The organism is Sphingomonas sp. BE138 (assembly GCF_031456125.1).
GTDB lineage: Bacteria > Pseudomonadota > Alphaproteobacteria > Sphingomonadales > Sphingomonadaceae > Sphingomonas.
The window spans coordinates 57,153-73,322 of record NZ_JAVDUC010000008.1; the positions used below are offsets into that span (position 1 = coordinate 57,153).

Sequence of the window (16,170 nt, forward strand, 5' to 3'; positions counted from 1 at the left end):
CGTTCGCCCCGCCTCCATCGTCATCCCCGCGCAGGCGGGGATCCAGAACCTTTGACGTTTGTGGCTGCACGACAACCTGCGCGTCTGGATTCCCGCCTCCGCGGGAACGACGAGGAGGCTGCGGGAATGACGAAAGAGAGACCGACATGACCCGCCCCGTCTCCGGCAACAGCACCGCTCCCGCGCTGGTCGCGGTCGTCGTCGCGAATGCCGCGCTGGCGTTCGGGCCGCTGTTCGTGCGCGTCGCCGATACCGGGCCGGTCGCCGCCGCGTTCTGGCGGATGGCGCTGGCGGTACCGGTGCTCGCCGCGATCGCGATCGCGACGCGCCGCCCCGCCGCCGGCGACGCGCCGTCGCGGCGGATGTGGCTGTTCGTCGCGCTCGCCGGGGTCGCCTTCGCCGCCGATCTGGGAACGTGGCACCTCGGCATCCTGCACACGACGATGGCCAACGCCACCTTGCTCGGGAATTCGGCCACCTTCCTCTTTCCGCTGTGGGGGTTCCTCGTCGCGCGGGCGTGGCCGACGCGGATGCAGGGTGTCGCGCTGCTGCTGGCGGCGGCGGGGGCGGGGTTGCTGATGGGGCGGTCGTACCAGCTCGACCCGCGGCACCTGGCGGGCGACCTGCTGTGCGTGGTCGCAGGCGTGCTTTATGCGCTCTACTTCATCCTGATGAGCGACGTGCGCCGCGCGCTGGCGCCGTGGCCGGCGCTCGCGCTGTCGTCGCTGGCCTCGCTGCTGCCGCTCCTCGGCTATGCGCTGCTGCTGGGGGAGCGGGTCGTGCCGGGGCACTGGACCCCGCTGATCGCGCTGGCGGTGGTATGCCAGCTGATCGGGCAGGGGTGCATGATCTATGCGCTGGGCCGGCTGTCGCCACTGGTGATCGGGCTGGCGCTGCTTATTCAGCCGGCGGTCGCGGCGGCGGTGGGGTGGGTCGGGTTCGGCGAGGCGCTGGGCGCGCCCGACTTCGTGGGGATCGCGATGATCGCTGCGGCATTGGTGCTGGTGCGCGATCCGCGCCGCGATGCTACGAAGCCGCCACCCGCCAACCCGGTGCCGGAGGAGATGCGATGACCCCTGACCTTACACCGGGCGACGTGACCCCGGACGACCTGACGCTCGACGAAGTGCGCGCGCGCCTCGCCCCGGCGATCGCCGCCAACGCCGCCTTCGACGGGTGGAGCGACACCGCGCGCGACCTCGCCGCCGAGCAGGAGGGCGTCGATCCGGACGTCGCACGCGTCGCCTTCGCCGACGGGCCGGTGGCGATGATCGACGCCTGGTTCGCGCATGTCGATGCCGCGATGGCGCGCGCGCTGCCGCCCGAGGCACTGGCGGCGATGAAGATCCGCCAGCGGATCACCGCGCTGGTCGAGGCGCGGCTGGCGGTGCTGGCGCCCGACCGCGAGGCGCTGCGCCGCGCGCGCGCGATCCTGGCGCTGCCCACCAACGTCGCGCGCGCGGCGAAGCTCGGCTGGCGCAGCGTCGATGCGATGTGGCGGCTCGCCGGCGACACCGCGACCGACTACAATCACTATACCAAGCGGGCGATGCTGCTGGCGGTCTACACCGCGACGACCACCGTCTTCCTCGACGACGACAGCGAGGAGCAGGCGGACACGCGCGCGTTCCTTGGGCGGCGCATCGACGACATCATGCGCTTCGAGAAGACCAAGGCGCAGTTCGCGCGTCGCGCCAACCGGCGGCCGAGCCTGAGCCGGTTCGTCGGGCGGTTGCGCTACCCGGTGGTGTGATCGCGAATTGATAATCAATCTCACTGCCATTATAGAGGCGGGGTGACCACGCCCATCAGCCTCGAAACGCTCCCGCGGCACCAGGCCGCCGTCGTTGACGATATCGACTGGACGCGGCTCGCCACGCCCGAGGCGCGGCGGCTGCGCGAACTGGGGTTCGACCAGGGCGTGCCGGTGCAGGTGCTGCACCGTGCGCGGCTGGGCGGCGGACCGGTCGCGTGCCGGATCGGGCGGATGACGGTGGCGCTGCGCCGCGCGGTGGCAGGCGCGATTCGCGTGTCGGTCGACCCGCTGCCCGCCGAGTGAGGCGGCGGTCGCCGCTCCGCTGATGGAGATGCCCCCGCTGGTCGCGATGGTCGGCAACCCCAATGCCGGCAAGAGCGCGCTGTTCAACGCGCTGACCGGTGCGCGGCAGAAGGTCGGCAATTACCCCGGCGTCACCGTCGAGCGGCATTCGGGACGCCTCGCGCTCGACGACGGCCGCCCGGTCGAGCTGGTCGACCTGCCCGGTGCCTACAGCCTGGAGCCCTCCTCCCCCGACGAGCGCGTGACGCGCGACGTGCTGCTCGGCGCGCAGGCGGGCGAGCGGCGTCCCGACGCGCTGGTGGTGGTGCTCGACGCCGCCAATCTCGACAACCACCTGCGCTTCGCGATGCAGCTGATCGCACTCGGGCTGCCGGTCGTTGTCGCGCTCAACATGGTCGACCTAGCCGAGCGCGACGGGCTGGTGCTCGACCCCGAAGTGCTGGCGCGCGAGCTCGGCGTGCCGGTCGTCCCCACGGTCGCGGTGCGCCGGCGCGGGATCGACGTGCTGCGCGCGACGCTGACCGGGCTGGTCGGCAGGCCCGCCGCCGCGCCGGCCGCGGCCGAATCGATCGACGACATCCGCACGCTGCAACGCCGCGCGCGACAATTGTCGAAGGCGGCGACGATCAGCGAGACGCCGACGCGCCGCTGGCACCATGCGCTCGACGGCGTCGCGCTCCACCCGGTGTTCGGGCCGATCCTGCTCGTCGCGCTGCTGTTCGTGATGTTCCAGGCGGTGTTCAGCTGGTCCGAAGCGCCGATCGGCTGGATCGAGAACGGGTTCGCCGCGCTGGATGCCGCGATCGACGGGATGATGGCGCCCGGCTTCCTGCGCTCGCTGCTGACCGACGGCGTCATCGCCGGCGTCGGCGCGGTGGTCGTCTTCCTGCCGCAGATCCTGATCCTCTTCCTCTTCATCCTCGTGCTGGAAGCATCGGGCTATATGGTCCGCGCCGCGTTCCTGATGGACCGGTTGATGGCCGGCGTCGGCCTGTCGGGGCGCGCGTTCATCCCGCTCCTCTCCAGCTTCGCGTGCGCCGTCCCCGGCATCATGGCGACGCGCACGATCGACGACGAAAAGGACCGGCTGACCACGATCCTGATCGCGCCGCTGATGACCTGTTCGGCGCGGTTGCCGGTCTATACGATCATCATCGGCGCGTTCATCCCGGCGCGGCAGGTGGCGCCGTTCGTCGGATTGCAGGGACTGGTGCTGCTCGGCCTGTATCTGATGGGAATCGTCGGCGCGTTCGTCGCCGCGCTGCTGCTGCGCCGCACCGTCACCAAGGGCGAGTCGTCGGGCTTCATGATGGAGATGCCCAAGTACCAGCTGCCGCGCTTGCACGACATCGCGATCGGACTATGGAGCCGCGCGGCGATCTTCCTGAAGCGTGCCGGCACCACCATCGCGCTGACGACGGTGGTGCTCTGGGCGCTGCTCAGCTTCCCGCAGGCGCCCGCCGGCCAGAGCCAGACCGAATATTCGATCGCCGGACGGATCGCGAGCGGGCTGGAGGTCGTCGTGCGGCCGATCGGCTTCAACCACGACATCGCGCTGGCGCTGATCCCGGCGATGGCGGCGCGCGAGGTCGCGGTCGCGGCGATCGGTACCGCTTATGCCATTGACGACACGGAGGATGCAGCGGGAGCCAGGAGCCTGGTCGACCATCTGCGCGGGCGCTGGTCGCTGCCGACCGCGCTGGCCTTCCTGATGTGGTTCGTCTTCGCGCCGCAGTGCATCAGCACGATTGCGGTCACCCGGCGCGAGACGAACGGGTGGAAGTGGCCGGCGTTCATGTTGGCTTATCTGTTCGTGACCGCCTATGTCATGGCCGGAATCACGTTTTGGCTGGCGACGTTCGCCGGCCTCTAAGAGGGCTTCATGGCAGGCAGCGTCAACAAGGTCATTCTCGTCGGCAATCTCGGGCGCGATCCCGAGTCGCGGTCGTTCCAGAACGGCGGCAAGGTGGTGAACCTGCGCATCGCAACGTCCGAATCGTGGAAGGACCGCAACAGCGGCGAGCGCAAGGAAAAGACCGAGTGGCATTCGGTCGCGATCTTCAACGAAGGGCTGGCGAACGTCGCCGAGCGCTTCCTGCGCAAGGGCAGCAAGGTCTATATCGAGGGCCAGCTCCAGACGCGGAAGTGGCAGGACCAGCAGGGGCAGGACCGCTATTCCACCGAGGTGGTGCTGCAGGGCTTCAACTCGGTGCTGACGATGCTTGACGGCCCGGGTGGCGGTAATGGCGGCGGCGGGGGTCGCGACGACTTCGGCGGCGGCGACGACTTCGGTGGCGGCAGCGGCGGCGGTTACGGCGGCGGCGGATCGCGCGGCGGTGGCGGATCCCGCGGCGGCGGATCGGGCGGCAGCTCGGGCGGCGGTGCGCGCTCGGGCGGCGGCGGCAGCTATGGCGGCGGCTTCGCGGACGATCTCGACGACGACGTGCCGTTCTAGGATCCACGGCGATGAACGCGCCCTCCGCCACGCTCGACGGTTCCGTGCCGGCCGACCCCGGCCTGATCGACGAGTCGCAGCGGCGCGCCACGATCGATGCCTATAACCTCGTGGCGCTGCGCCGCGCCGCCGCGCTGAAGCAGATCACCGACTTCGCGGCCACGTTGTGCGACGCGCCGATGGCGTTGGTGTCGCTGGTCGAGGAGGACGAGCAATCGTTCCTGTCGGCGACCGGCACCGACCTGTGCGGCACGTCGCGCGCGATGTCGTTCTGCGCCCATGCGATGTGGCGCGACGACGTGATGGTCGTGCCCGACGCGACCCAGGACGAGCGGTTTCGCGACAATCCGCTGCTGGTCGATCCGGGCGTGCGCTTCTATGCCGGGGCGCCGCTGGTCACCGACGAAGGCGTGCCGCTGGGCGCGCTCTGCGTGCTCGACACCGCCTCGCGCCCGGACGGTTTGACCGCGGTGCAGCTCGAAGGATTGCGCGTGCTGGCCGCGGCGGTGATGGCGCGCGTGCACGGCTCGCGCGATCATGCGGTGACGCGCGCGGCCAAGGCCGATGCCGCCGACAGCGAGACGCGGTTTCGCGTTCTGGCCGACACCATGCCGCAGATGGTGTGGTCGACGCTGCCCGATGGCTATCACGATTATTACAACGCACGCTGGTACGACTTCACCGGCATGCCCGAGGGTTCGACCGACGGCGAGGCATGGAACGGGATGTTTCACGCCGCCGATCAGGATCGCGCCTGGGCGGCGTGGCGCCGCTCGCTGGCCACGGGCGAGCCGTATGAGATCGAGTACCGGCTGCGCCACCGCGACGGCACCTATCGCTGGGTGCTGGGCCGCGCGCTGCCGATCCGCGCCCGCGATGGGGCGATCACGCGCTGGTTCGGGACCTGCACCGACATCCACGAGCACAAGCTGGCGATGGAGGAGCGCGAGATCGTCAGCCAGGAGCTGAGCCACCGCATCAAGAACATCTTCTCGGTCGTCGCCGGGCTGATCCATCTCACCGGGCGTACGCACCCCGCGCTTGCCGAGTTGATGACCGAATTGCGCCAGCGCATCACCGCGTTGGGCCGTGCGCACGATTTCGTGCGGCCGCACAGCGACCGCTCGCGTCCGGCGCTGCGCCAGGACAGCCTGCACGGATTGCTGGAGGAACTGTTCGCCCCCTATCAGGCGCGCGCCGGCGAGCGGTTCGCGATCGAGGGCGCGGACGTCACGGTCGACGACCGCGCCGCCACGCCGCTGGCGCTGATCTTCCACGAACTGGCGACCAACGCGAGCAAGTATGGCGCGCTGTCGGCTCCGGGCGGGCACGTGGCGCTGACCATCGCGCATGACGGCGACGACGTGCTGCTGCGCTGGTGCGAGCGTGGCGGTCCGGCGATCCCGGGGTATCCTGAACAGCAGGGGTTCGGGTCGCAGCTGATCGAGATGAGCGCGGCGCGGCAGCTGGGCGGCGCGGTGACCCGGCGCTGGCCGGAGGACGGGCTGGAAGTCGATATCCGGGTGCCGCAGGTGGCGTTCAGCCGGCCGGCAACCACCGGATGAAGTCGGCATTGTCGGACGTGGCCCCGGCCTCGGCCGCGGTGTGCGCGGCGGCGAGGATCGCTTCCTCGTTGAACGGCTTGCGTACGTAGCCGAGCGCGGCGTCACGGTTGGTGATCTGCCCCGGATTGGCGGTGACGAACACCACCTTCACGCCGTAATCACGCGCGATCTGGTGCGCGATGTCGGGCCCGGTCGGTCCGTCGCGCAGATTGACGTCGACGAAGGCGAAGCGGCATCCCGGCGCTGCCCGTAGCGCGGAAGGCGCGTCCGCCGCGATCGCGGCGACCTGATAGCCGGCATCCTCCAGGATCCGCTCGAGATCCAGCGCGACAAAAATATCGTCTTCGACAATCAGCGCAGTCTTCGTCATAGGTCGGTCCCGGCAGCGCGCACCTTAACCCGCGTCAAGATTGCTTTGTTCCCGGCGCAGCAGGAACACCGCATGCTCGGCGAACATATTCGCGGCGGCACCGCCGGTGCGCTTGTCCCCGGAGAGGAACCACGCCCCCTCGACGATCACGCCGCGCTCGGCCAGATGCGCGCGGAAGTCGTCGATCGTCAGGTGATGGATGTTGGGCGTGTCGTACCAGCGTTCGGGCAGCAGCCGCGTCACCGGCATCCGCCCGCCCCATAGCAGCGACAGGCGCACCCGCCAGTGCGCGAAATTCGGGAAGCTGACGAAGGCGTAGCGGCCGATCCGCAGCAATTCGTCCAGCACCCGGTCGGGTGCGCGCGCGGTCTGCAACGTCTGGCTCAGGATCGCATAGTCGAAGCTCTGGTCGGGATAGCCGGCCAGGTCGACGTCGGCGTCGCCCTGGATCACCGACAGCCCGCGCCCCACCGCCGCGGCGACGTTGCCGGGATCGATCTCCAGCCCGCGCACGTCGACCTGGGCGTCGTCGCGCAGCGCCGCCATCAGCTCGCCGTCGCCGCAGCCGACGTCGAGCGCGCGTGCGCCGCGCGTCACATGCGCGGCGATGATCGCCAGATCGGGACGCAGGCTCATGCGCCGGCGCTCAGGAAGCCGTGCATGACGCGGTCGAGCTCGGGCGAATCGAGCAGGAACGCGTCGTGCCCGAACGGGCTCGACAATTCGACGAAGCTCGCCGGTGCCCCCGCCGCCATCAGGGCATGGACGATGCTGCGCGATTCGGCGGTGGGATAGAGCCAGTCGGTGTCGAAGCTGACCAGGCAGAACCGCGTCGCGGTGCCGCGGAAGGCGTTGGCGAGCAGCCCGCCATGCTCCTCGGCCAGATCGAAATAATCGAGCGCGCGGGTGATGTAGAGGTAGCTGTTGGCGTCGAAGCGGTCGGTGAACGCCAGCCCCTGGTGCCGAAGGTAGCTTTCGACCTGGAAATCGGCGTCGAAGCCGAACGACTTCTGCTCGCGCGCCTGCAGCCGCCGCCCGAACTTCTCGGTCAGCCCGGCCTCCGACAGATAGGTGATGTGCGCCGCCATCCGCGCCACCGCCAGCCCGGCGGCGGGCGGATCGCCGTCGTAATAATCGCCGCCGCGCCAGTTCGGATCGGCCATCACCGCCTGCCGCCCGACCTCGTGGAAGGCGATGTTCTGCGCCGAATGGCGCGCGGTCGAGGCGATGACGACGCATTTGGCGACCCGCTCCGGAAAGGTCGCCGCCCAGCTGAGCGCCTGCATCCCGCCCATCGACCCGCCGACCACCGCCGCCAGCCGCTCGACGCCGAGATGATCGAGCAGCAGCGCCTGCGCCCGCACCATGTCGCGGATCGTGATGACCGGGAACGCCATCGCATACGGCCGCCCGGTCGCGGGATCGATGCTCGCCGGTCCCGACGATCCCATGCACGATCCGAGCACGTTGGTGCAGATCACGAAGAAGCGGTCGGTGTCGATCGGCTTGCCCGGTCCCACCATGCGTTGCCACCAGCCCGGCTTGCCGGTGCGCGGGTGCGCGCTGGCGAGATGCTGGTCGCCGGTCAACGCGTGGCAGACCAGCATCGCATTGCTGCCGTCGGGCGCCAGCGTGCCGTAGGTTTCGTACGCGATCTCGACCGGCGCGAGCAACGCACCGCCGTCGAGCCGCAGCGGCCCGGGCAGCACGACGCGCCGCGACAGGCCGAACCGCTGATCGAGCGAGGAAGGCGTGGTGAGCATCGAGCCCCGGCCTTTACCCGGCGCGCGGGTGGAGTGTCGAGATGGCGATCGGCGACGGCACCGCGATCGCTGCGTCCTGCCCGGCCGGCTTTCAGATCCACGTTGCGCAGTTCACCCGGCGCGTTGACCAATCGGTAAGGACTGCTGCCTAGCTCCCGGGCGAGGGCACGGAGGCCATATGGGACTATTGGATTCACTCGCCGGCTTCATCGACAACGAAGGTCTTGCCGAGGCGTTTGCGGTCAAGCCCGACGATCCCGCCAAGGCGCGCCGTCCGCTGCTCGAGGGCATCCAGCGCACGCGCGAACAATATGCGGAACGCACCCCGGGCAGCGTCAAGGCCGGGGGGCGGTGGTGGCAGGTCCAGAACGGTATCGTCGCCTTCACCGTGAAGCTGCCGGGCGGCCCGCTGCCGCTCAACGGATCGGTGACGAACCACCTGCCCGAGGCCATGTTCGCCGCGTTCCTCGACAAGCTGGAGCAGGCAGTGGAGGCCGGCGAGCTCGACGATGCGTTGAAGGTGCATCAGGAGGAACGCGCCCGCTCGCAACCCGCGGGCGGGGGCGCTTCCCGCCGGAAGGAGCGTAGCGGCGAGCGCCACCCCGGCAACGACCGTGAGGATTGGGACACGCTCACCTGGGCGCAACGCCAAAAGGTCAACGCGCTCTACCGTGAAGGCAGGAACCCGGACGGCAGCGTGATCGCCGATGTCGGCTACAAGCCCGACGCGCCGCTCTGACGCGACGAAGGGGGCGATCTGCATCACCGCCCCCTTCCCCCGCGCCCGCCCGCACGCTACCCGCGTCGGCCATGACGAACGCGCCCGTACCCAAGCCCTGGATCATGGACATCGCCCCCTACATCCCGGGGCGCTCGACCACCGACGACGGTCGGACGGTCGCCAAATTGTCCTCGAACGAAAATCCGCTCGGCACCTCGCCTGCCGCACGTGCGGCCTTTGCCTCGGCCGCTGACACGCTGGAACGCTACCCCGACGCCAGCGGGGCGATCGTGCGCGAGGCGATCGCGGCGCGGTTCGGGCTCGACGCCGCCCGCATCATCTACGGCAACGGATCGGACGAGATCCTCCACCTTGCGGCGGGTGCCTTCGCCGGGCCGGGCGACGAGGTAATCTTCGTCCGCTACGGCTTTGCGGTCTACGAGATCGCGGCGCGGCGCGTCGGCGCGACCCCGGTGATCGCGCCCGACCGTGATTACGCCACCGACGTCGACGCGATCCTCGCCTGCGTCACCGAGCGAACCCGCCTGGTCTATGTCGCCAACCCCAACAACCCGACCGGCACCTTCGCGCCCGCCGCCGAGATCGCGCGGCTCCATGCCGCGCTGCCGGCGCACGTGCTGCTGGTGCTCGACCAGGCCTATGCCGAATATCTCGCCGACGCGGACGACGACGGCGGGCTGGCGCTGGCGAAGACCGCACGCAACGTGCTGGTGACGCGCACCTTTTCCAAGATCCACGGGCTCGCCGCCGAGCGGATCGGCTGGGGCTATGCGCATGCCGACATCGTCCAGGCGCTGCACCGCATCCGCCTGCCGTTCAACATCACGATCGGCGGACAGCGTGCCGCCGTCGCCGCGATCGAGGATCGCGCGTTCGTCGAGCACACCCGCGCGCACAATGCCGAGTGGCGCGCATGGTTCGCCGGCGAGATCGGCAAGATGGGCAATGCCGGGCTGCGCGCGATCCCCAGCGAAGCGAACTTCGTGCTGGTGGTGTTCGAGGGCGAGCTGACCGCCGAGACCGCGTACAAGGGGCTGATGGACGCGGGCTATATCGTCCGCTGGCTTCCCGGTCAGGGGCTCGCGCAGGGGCTGCGGATCACGATCGGCACCGAGGAGGAGACGCGCGGCGTCGCCGCGGCGCTGCGCGCGCTGGTCGAGCGGGGTGCGGCGCCGGCACATGCCACCGCCCCCGATATCGGACCGGACGGGGGCATCGAGCGCGGCTGATGCTTCCGTTCTCGCGCGTTTCGATCATCGGCCTCGGGCTGATCGGTTCCTCGATCGCGCGCGCGGTGCGGCAATATATGCCGACCGTCCGGCTGACCGGGCATGACGCAGACGCGACCGTGCGCGAGACCGCGCGGCGCATCGACCTGCTCGACGACGTCGCCGACCATGCCGGGGCGGCGGTGACCGATGCCGACCTGGTCATTCTGTGCGTGCCGGTCGGCGCGATGGGCGCGGTCGCCGCAGAGATCGCCGCGGACCTGCCCACCGACGCGATCGTCAGCGACGTGGGCAGTTGCAAGGGCTCGGTCGCGCAGGCGCTCTCGGCCGTGCTGCCCGCCGCACGCGTCGTTCCCGCGCACCCGGTCGCGGGCACCGAGCAGAGCGGGCCGGAGGCGGGGTTTGCGACGCTGTTCCGCCGCCGCTGGTGCATCGTCACCCCGCTGGCGGACAGCGACGAGGCGGCGACGGTCCGGGTCGAGGAATTCTGGCGGCGGCTGGGCGCGGATGTCGAGCGGATGGCGCCCGATCACCACGACCTGGTGCTGGCGGTCACCAGCCATTTGCCGCACCTGATCGCCTATACGATCGTCGGCACCGCGGACGACCTGCAACAGGTGACCCAGTCGGAGGTCATCAAGTTTTCCGCGGGCGGATTCCGCGACTTCACCCGCATCGCCGCGTCGGACCCGGTGATGTGGCGCGACGTGTTCCTGTCGAACAAGGAAGCGGTGCTGGAGATGCTCCAGCGGTTCAGCGAGGACCTGAGCCAGTTGCAGCGTGCGATCCGCTGGGGCGACGGCGACGCGCTCCACGACCGCTTCGCGAAAACGCGCGCGATCCGGCGGTCGATCGTCGATCAGGGGCAGGATGATGCGGCGGCGGACTTCGGGCGCAGGCACGACTGAACTTCCGCTCCTCGTCCGTTCGTGCCGAGCCTGTCGAAGCACGTGCCCAAGGGGGCGCCCTTCGACGAGCTCACAGCGAACGGAGTAGATCGCTCAGATCAGCGCCAGTTCGCTCAGCTTCCCAACCAGCGCAGGGGGCATCGCGGCCAGCCCGTCGGCAGCGTCACCCCCAAGGTCGACCGGCGCATCGCCTGCCTCCAGGTACCGCCAGCCCTGATGCGCGCGGCGCGGTTGCGCCAGCACCAGCCGCAAGTCGGGGTCGATATGGATCGCGACCCGTCCGCCCTCCGCGTCGCCGAACGCCAGGATCGGCGAGCGTGCGACCAGCTGGTGCTTGATGATCCAGTAGAGCGATCCCTGCCCCGCGACCTCCGCGTGGCGCTTGGGCAGGTAGCGCGTGGTCAGGAACACCGGCCCGGCGACGGCGCGCGCCCGCAGGCGCTCGGCGAGCAGGTCGACGCTCGCCGCCCCGAACGCGACCTTGGTGAGATGAAGCGGCATGGAGCCGGCGATGTGGGTCGCAGCCCCTCGGGCCGCAAGATCAGCGCAGCGGCGTCGCGACCAGCCGCGCGATCTTCGCCTTCATCGCGCGGATCGTCGCGGCGGGCAGCGTCTGCAGGCTGCTCATCGAGATCGCGCGCGGGTTCACCGGGCGGCCGTTCTGCCACACTTCCCAATGCAGGTGCGGGCCGGTCGAGATGCCGGTGGACCCGACATAGCCGATCACCTGCCCGCGCCGCACGCGCGCGCCGGTGCCGACCGCGAAGCGGCTCATATGGCCGTAGCCGCTCGCCAGCCCGCCGGCATGCGCCAGCTTGACGAAATTGCCGTACCCGCCCGAGCGCCCCGCGAATTGCACCACCCCGTCCATCGCGGCGTAGATCGGGCTGCCATAAGGCGCGCCGATGTCGGTGCCCTTGTGCATCCGCATGAAGCCGAGCAGCGGGTGCATCCGCATCCCGAAGGTGGAGGTGACGCGTCCGGCGACCGGCATCCCCATCGTGCCCTGCCGCTCCACCTGCCCGCCGGGATCGGTCAGCGTCCCGCCCTCGCCCCCGTCATCATCGGCGCGGTCGCCCCAGCGCACCAGCGTGACCTTGCGGCGGCCCTGGTCGAGCCCGGCATATTGCAGCGCGCCGACCTCGACCTCGCCGGTCGCGGCGCGCTGCTGGTCGGCGACGATGTCGAACGTGTCGCTGGCGGCGATACGCTCGATCGGCATATGCGCGCCGAGCGCCTTGAGGTAGCTCTCGACCACCCGCGCCGGCACCCCCGCCGCGCGTGCCGAGCGGTAGAGGCTCGCCCCGACGATCCCGCGGACGTGGAGCGGGGTGCGGTCGATCGCGATCGGGCGATGCACGACGGTCAGGCCGTCGCCGGCGCGCAGCACCGTCATGTTCAGGTCGAACGCGGCGCGGAAATCGAGCTTTTCGAGCGGCCGCGGCTGGTACTTCGTCGGCCGCCGACCGAGCGTCAGCGACAGCACCGTGCCCGGACGCGGCGCCGCACCGCCGACCAGCGCCGCGACGCGCGCCGCCTCGCGCCCGCCGACCCCGGCGCGCTGCAAGGCACCGGGCAGCGTGTCGCCGTCCGCGATCGCGGCGGTCAGCTCGATCTGCGGCCGCTCGGGCGTTTCGGCGAGCGGGCGCACCAGCGCGCCGGCCGCCATCCGCCGCCCGGTGGTGGCGCCGAGCGCCAGCGGCGCGAACGACTGCGTCCGCGCTTCCTCGAACGCCGCCTCCGTCATGGCCGGCGCGCCCGCCCCGACGATCGGCCGCCATCCGGGCGACAGCCACCACGCGCCCGCGCACAAGGCGGTGCAGGTGGCCAGGCCGCGCCACCACGTCCGGCTGCCGATGTCGCGGCCCAGATCGGGTACCCAGTCGGTCTGCGTCGCGCCGACGCGCACCCGCTCGCGCAGCCGCTCGCGCAACGGATGCTGCGCCGGTGCCGCGGGGAAGCGCGTCGCGGCAGCGCCCGCGCCGCCGGCGCCCGCGCCGCCGGCGCCCGCCCATTCCAGCCCCTGTTGCTCGCGCAAGAACACGTCGGCCTTCAGCCCCGCTACCGAAAAAGCCCGCCGGTCCGGCGGCCTGTGGTTCGCCCAGCGTTGTGGACGCGATTCGCTAAAGTCAAATTAACCGCCGCCGCCGGAGCGTCGCGCTGCGGTGAGACGTTCGTCGCCAGCGGCGAAGTGGCGACTGCTGACATGCGACGATTGCAACCGCGCGCCGCGCATCCGATGTAGGGCGGGTCATGGTGGCTTTCGACCGACCCCGCGTGACCGCCGTGCTGGGTCCGACCAACACCGGCAAGACGCATCTCGCAATCGAGCGGATGTGCGCGCATTCCAGCGGCATGATCGGCTTTCCGCTGCGACTGCTGGCGCGCGAGGTCTACGACCGCGTCGTCGCGATCAAGGGCGCGGACCGCGTCGCGCTGATCACCGGCGAGGAACGGATCGTGCCGAAGGACGCGCGCTGGTTCCTGTGCACCGCCGAGAGCATGCCGCTCCAGCGCGAGGTCGCGTTCGTCGCGCTGGACGAGGCGCAACTGGGCAGCGACCGCGAGCGCGGGCACGTCTTCACCGACCGCATCCTGCGCGCGCGCGGCCGCGAGGAGACGATGATCCTCGGCTCGGAAGCGCTGCGCCCGGTGCTGCGCGCGCTGGTGCCCGGCATCGAGATCGTCGAGCGGCCGCGTTTCTCGACGCTCAGCTATGCGGGCGCCAAGAAGCTGTCGCGGCTCCCGCGCCGCTCGGCCATCGTCGCCTTCTCGGCGGAGGAGGTCTATGCCACCGCCGAGATGCTGCGGCGCCTGCGCGGCGGGGCGGCGGTGGTGATGGGGGCGCTTTCCCCGCGCACCCGCAACGCGCAGGTGGCGATGTTCCAGGCCGGCGAGGTCGACTATCTGGTCGCCACCGACGCGATCGGCATGGGGCTGAACCTCGACGTCGGTCATGTCGCCTTCGCCGGGCTCCACAAGTTCGACGGACAGCAGCGGCGCCGCCTGCGCGTCGCGGAGATGGCGCAGATCGCCGGCCGCGCCGGGCGTCACCAGCGCGACGGAACGTTCGGCGCGCTGACCGAGGAAGGGCCGGATGCGTTCGAGCCCGAGGAAGTCGCGGCGATCGAGGGCCATCGCTTCCCCCGGCTCGACTGGCTCTACTGGCGCAACGGCACCCCCGACCTGTCGAGCATCGAGGCGCTGGTCGCCAGTCTGGCCGAGCGCCCCGACGATCTCGCGCTGCGCGCCGCTCCCGAGGCGCTCGACCTCAAGATCCTGAAGCGGCTTGCCGAGGAGCCGGGCGTCCGCGACCGTGCGCGCGGCGGCAACGTCGCACGGCTGTGGGCAGCGTGCGGCATCCCCGATTTCGCCAAGCTCGGGCTCGACCCGCACGCGCGCTTCGTCGGGCGCGTCTTCGGCTATCTCGCGCACGGCCATATTCCGCACCAGTGGTTCGCCGACGAGGTCGCTCGGCTCGACCGTACCGAGGGCGACGTCGAGACGATCGCCGGGCGGATCGCCGCCATCCGCAGCTGGGCCTATATCGCGCAGCGCCCCGACTGGCTCGCCGATCCGCAGCACTGGGCCGAACGCACGCTGGCGATCGAGGAGCGGCTGTCCGACGCGCTCCACGCCGGGCTGACGCAGCGCTTCGTCGACAAGCGCACCACCGCGCTGGCGCGCAAGATCGGCGGCGGGGTCGGCGCGTTGCCGGTCGAGATCGACGCGCAGGGCGAAGTGACGATCGACACCCACACGATCGGGCGGCTCGACGGCTTCCGCTTCGTCGTCGCTCCCGATGCGCGCGCGCACGACAAGCGGCTGCTGCTCGCCACCGCCGAGAAGCGGCTGGCGGGGGAGCGCCGCCGCCGCGCCGAGGCGCTGATCGCCAGCACCGACGCGCAGTTGGCGCTGGTCGAGGGCGGCGCGATCGCGGTCGACGGGCTGGCGGTCGCGCGGCTGGCGCGCGGCACGTCGCTCGCGCGCCCGCAAGTGGTGCTCGACGACGCGCTCGACTGTCTCGACCCTGCGCTGCGGACGCGGGTGACCGAGCGGCTGCGCCGCTGGACCGCCGCCACGATCGCGGCGACGCTGCCCGCGGTCACGGCGCTGGCCGACGCCGCGCGCGCCCCCGACGCGGGCCCCGCGCTGCGCAGCATCGCCGCGGCGATGGAGGCCGGCGCGGGCTTTGCCGAACGCCTGCCGTTGCGCGACGCGATCGAGGCGCTGTCGAGCGGGAACCGTCATTGGCTGCGGCGGCAGCGGGTGACGATCGGCGCGCTCGACCTGTTCGACCCGCGCCTGCTGAAGCCGGCGGCGCAGGCGTGGCGCCGTGCGTTGCTCGCCGCCGCGGGCACGACCCCGCCGCCGGCGCCCCCCGCGGGCGCCACCGCGCTCCCGCGCGGCGCGTCCGGCGCGGTGCCGATCATGGGCTTCCGCCCGCTGGGCGGACAGGCGGTGCGGATCGACCTGGTGGAGCGGATCGCGCGCGCCGCGCATGACGCGCGCGGACCCGGCGGGCGTACGCCGTTCGCACCCGATCCGGCGCTGGCGGTGTCGATCGGGCTGGAGCCCGGCACGATCGCGCGGCTGATGGCCGAACTCGGCTTCCGCCCGGTTGCCGCCACCGACGACGCGCCGCCGCGTTACGTCTGGCGCGGCCGCGCGCGCGCCAAGGTCGCCGCTCCCGATCCTGCCAACGCCTTCGCCGCGCTCGCCGGGCTGGTCGGACGATGAGCGACGCGGAGACGATGCGGCTCGACCGCTTCCTGTGGTTCGCCCGGCTCGCCAAGACCCGCGACGTCGCGCAGGCGCTGGCGTGCGACGGGCATCTCCGGCTGGACGGCCGCGCGATCGACCGCGCGCATGCGCCGGTGCGCGTCGGCAATATCCTCACCTTCTTCCACGGCGGGCGCGTGCGCGTGCTGCGCATCGAGGCGCTGCCGCGGCGGCGCGGCCCCGCACCGGAGGCGCAGGGCTGTTATCAGGAACTGGCACTCGCTGCGCCGGTTTCTGACCCGCAAGCGTTGACGAGTGCGCCAAGCGGCGCGAAAGCGGCGCCCGAGAATTAGGGAA

At 71.2% G+C, this 16,170-nt stretch carries 16 protein-coding genes; 11 read left to right on the plus strand and 5 right to left on the minus strand.

The window, feature by feature from the left end:
* Positions 1–146 precede the first annotated feature (146 nt).
* The 6 genes from J2Y58_RS11725 to J2Y58_RS11750 are packed head-to-tail and all read left to right on the plus strand — an operon-like array spanning position 147 to position 6,079.
* Complete coding sequence (locus tag J2Y58_RS11725) at positions 147–1,073, plus strand: DMT family transporter (protein WP_310103248.1); 927 nt, start codon at positions 147–149, stop codon at positions 1,071–1,073.
* Positions 1,070–1,753 carry a COQ9 family protein gene (locus J2Y58_RS11730; RefSeq protein WP_310103251.1) on the plus strand — a complete coding sequence of 228 codons (684 nt, stop codon included), beginning with the start codon at positions 1,070–1,072 and terminating at the stop codon, positions 1,751–1,753. Before J2Y58_RS11725 ends, J2Y58_RS11730 begins: the two co-directional genes overlap by 4 nt.
* A gap of 42 nt (positions 1,754–1,795) precedes the next feature.
* A complete protein-coding gene (locus J2Y58_RS11735) occupies positions 1,796–2,059 on the plus strand; it encodes a FeoA family protein (RefSeq protein ID WP_310103253.1) in 264 nt (87 codons plus the stop codon).
* 22 nt (positions 2,060–2,081) lie between these two features.
* Entirely contained in the window at positions 2,082–3,932 is a 1,851-nt protein-coding gene (locus J2Y58_RS11740) for a ferrous iron transporter B (RefSeq protein ID WP_310103257.1), read from the plus strand.
* A gap of 9 nt (positions 3,933–3,941) precedes the next feature.
* Positions 3,942–4,514: a single-stranded DNA-binding protein gene (gene ssb, locus J2Y58_RS11745; protein ID WP_310103260.1), complete on the plus strand. Its 573-nt coding sequence runs from the start codon at positions 3,942–3,944 to the stop codon at positions 4,512–4,514.
* A gap of 11 nt (positions 4,515–4,525) precedes the next feature.
* Positions 4,526–6,079 carry a PAS domain-containing protein gene (locus J2Y58_RS11750; RefSeq protein WP_310103262.1) on the plus strand — a complete coding sequence of 518 codons (1,554 nt, stop codon included), beginning with the start codon at positions 4,526–4,528 and terminating at the stop codon, positions 6,077–6,079.
* Here J2Y58_RS11750 and J2Y58_RS11755 read toward each other — a convergent pair.
* From J2Y58_RS11755 to J2Y58_RS11765, 3 genes are read right to left on the minus strand one after another with little or no spacing between them, the layout of a single operon-like run.
* Positions 6,054–6,449, minus strand: coding sequence for a response regulator (locus tag J2Y58_RS11755; RefSeq protein ID WP_310103266.1), 396 nt, complete (start codon positions 6,447–6,449; stop codon positions 6,054–6,056). The two genes, J2Y58_RS11750 and J2Y58_RS11755, sit on opposite strands and share 26 nt — an antisense overlap.
* A 24-nt stretch (positions 6,450–6,473) precedes the next feature.
* Positions 6,474–7,085, minus strand: a complete 612-nt coding sequence (gene metW, locus J2Y58_RS11760; RefSeq protein ID WP_310103269.1) for a methionine biosynthesis protein MetW — start codon at positions 7,083–7,085, stop codon at positions 6,474–6,476.
* Entirely contained in the window at positions 7,082–8,212 is a 1,131-nt protein-coding gene (locus tag J2Y58_RS11765; RefSeq protein ID WP_310103274.1) for a homoserine O-acetyltransferase, read from the minus strand. Before J2Y58_RS11765 ends, metW begins: the two co-directional genes overlap by 4 nt.
* 178 nt (positions 8,213–8,390) lie before the next feature.
* On the opposite strand from J2Y58_RS11765, the gene J2Y58_RS11770 reads away from it, so the two are divergent.
* The 3 genes from J2Y58_RS11770 (at position 8,391) to J2Y58_RS11780 (ending at position 11,091) form a co-directional block, all read left to right on the plus strand.
* Entirely contained in the window at positions 8,391–8,951 is a 561-nt protein-coding gene (locus tag J2Y58_RS11770; RefSeq protein ID WP_310103277.1) for a hypothetical protein, read from the plus strand.
* Between the two features lie 71 nt (positions 8,952–9,022).
* Positions 9,023–10,183, plus strand: coding sequence for a histidinol-phosphate transaminase (gene hisC / locus J2Y58_RS11775; protein WP_310103279.1), 1,161 nt, complete (start codon positions 9,023–9,025; stop codon positions 10,181–10,183).
* Complete coding sequence (locus tag J2Y58_RS11780) at positions 10,183–11,091, plus strand: prephenate/arogenate dehydrogenase family protein (protein ID WP_310103281.1); 909 nt, start codon at positions 10,183–10,185, stop codon at positions 11,089–11,091. The genes hisC and J2Y58_RS11780 overlap by 1 nt, the downstream gene beginning before the upstream one ends.
* A 93-nt stretch (positions 11,092–11,184) precedes the next feature.
* Here the strand turns inward: J2Y58_RS11780 and J2Y58_RS11785 are convergent, their stop codons facing one another.
* Both J2Y58_RS11785 and J2Y58_RS11790 read right to left on the minus strand, forming a co-directional pair.
* A complete protein-coding gene (locus tag J2Y58_RS11785) occupies positions 11,185–11,592 on the minus strand; it encodes a DUF1489 domain-containing protein (RefSeq protein WP_310103283.1) in 408 nt (135 codons plus the stop codon).
* Between the two features lie 40 nt (positions 11,593–11,632).
* Positions 11,633–13,135 carry a M23 family metallopeptidase gene (locus tag J2Y58_RS11790; RefSeq protein WP_310103285.1) on the minus strand — a complete coding sequence of 501 codons (1,503 nt, stop codon included), beginning with the start codon at positions 13,133–13,135 and terminating at the stop codon, positions 11,633–11,635.
* A gap of 209 nt (positions 13,136–13,344) precedes the next feature.
* Between J2Y58_RS11790 and J2Y58_RS11795 the strand changes: the two genes are divergently transcribed.
* Together J2Y58_RS11795 and J2Y58_RS11800 are read left to right on the plus strand one after the other, a co-directional pair.
* Complete coding sequence (locus J2Y58_RS11795; RefSeq protein ID WP_310103286.1) at positions 13,345–15,831, plus strand: helicase-related protein; 2,487 nt, start codon at positions 13,345–13,347, stop codon at positions 15,829–15,831.
* Entirely contained in the window at positions 15,828–16,166 is a 339-nt protein-coding gene (locus tag J2Y58_RS11800) for an RNA-binding S4 domain-containing protein (protein ID WP_310103288.1), read from the plus strand. Before J2Y58_RS11795 ends, J2Y58_RS11800 begins: the two co-directional genes overlap by 4 nt.
* Positions 16,167–16,170: the final 4 nt, after the last annotated feature.

Bases quoted from the DNA above. Each gene is read 5' to 3' on its own strand.
- J2Y58_RS11765 (WP_310103274.1), bottom strand. From the start codon at position 8,212: ATGCTCACCACGCCTTCCTCGCTCGATCAGCGGTTCGGCCTGTCGCGG.
- J2Y58_RS11740 (WP_310103257.1), top strand. From the start codon at position 2,082: ATGGAGATGCCCCCGCTGGTCGCGATGGTCGGCAACCCCAATGCCGGC.
- J2Y58_RS11750 (WP_310103262.1), top strand. From the start codon at position 4,526: ATGAACGCGCCCTCCGCCACGCTCGACGGTTCCGTGCCGGCCGACCCC.
- J2Y58_RS11785 (WP_310103283.1), bottom strand. From the start codon at position 11,592: ATGCCGCTTCATCTCACCAAGGTCGCGTTCGGGGCGGCGAGCGTCGAC.
- J2Y58_RS11770 (WP_310103277.1), top strand. From the start codon at position 8,391: ATGGGACTATTGGATTCACTCGCCGGCTTCATCGACAACGAAGGTCTT.
- hisC (WP_310103279.1), top strand. From the start codon at position 9,023: ATGACGAACGCGCCCGTACCCAAGCCCTGGATCATGGACATCGCCCCC.
- J2Y58_RS11780 (WP_310103281.1), top strand. From the start codon at position 10,183: ATGCTTCCGTTCTCGCGCGTTTCGATCATCGGCCTCGGGCTGATCGGT.
- J2Y58_RS11730 (WP_310103251.1), top strand. From the start codon at position 1,070: ATGACCCCTGACCTTACACCGGGCGACGTGACCCCGGACGACCTGACG.
- J2Y58_RS11755 (WP_310103266.1), bottom strand. From the start codon at position 6,449: ATGACGAAGACTGCGCTGATTGTCGAAGACGATATTTTTGTCGCGCTG.
- J2Y58_RS11795 (WP_310103286.1), top strand. From the start codon at position 13,345: ATGGTGGCTTTCGACCGACCCCGCGTGACCGCCGTGCTGGGTCCGACC.
- J2Y58_RS11725 (WP_310103248.1), top strand. From the start codon at position 147: ATGACCCGCCCCGTCTCCGGCAACAGCACCGCTCCCGCGCTGGTCGCG.
- J2Y58_RS11800 (WP_310103288.1), top strand. From the start codon at position 15,828: ATGAGCGACGCGGAGACGATGCGGCTCGACCGCTTCCTGTGGTTCGCC.
- metW (WP_310103269.1), bottom strand. From the start codon at position 7,085: ATGAGCCTGCGTCCCGATCTGGCGATCATCGCCGCGCATGTGACGCGC.
- ssb (WP_310103260.1), top strand. From the start codon at position 3,942: ATGGCAGGCAGCGTCAACAAGGTCATTCTCGTCGGCAATCTCGGGCGC.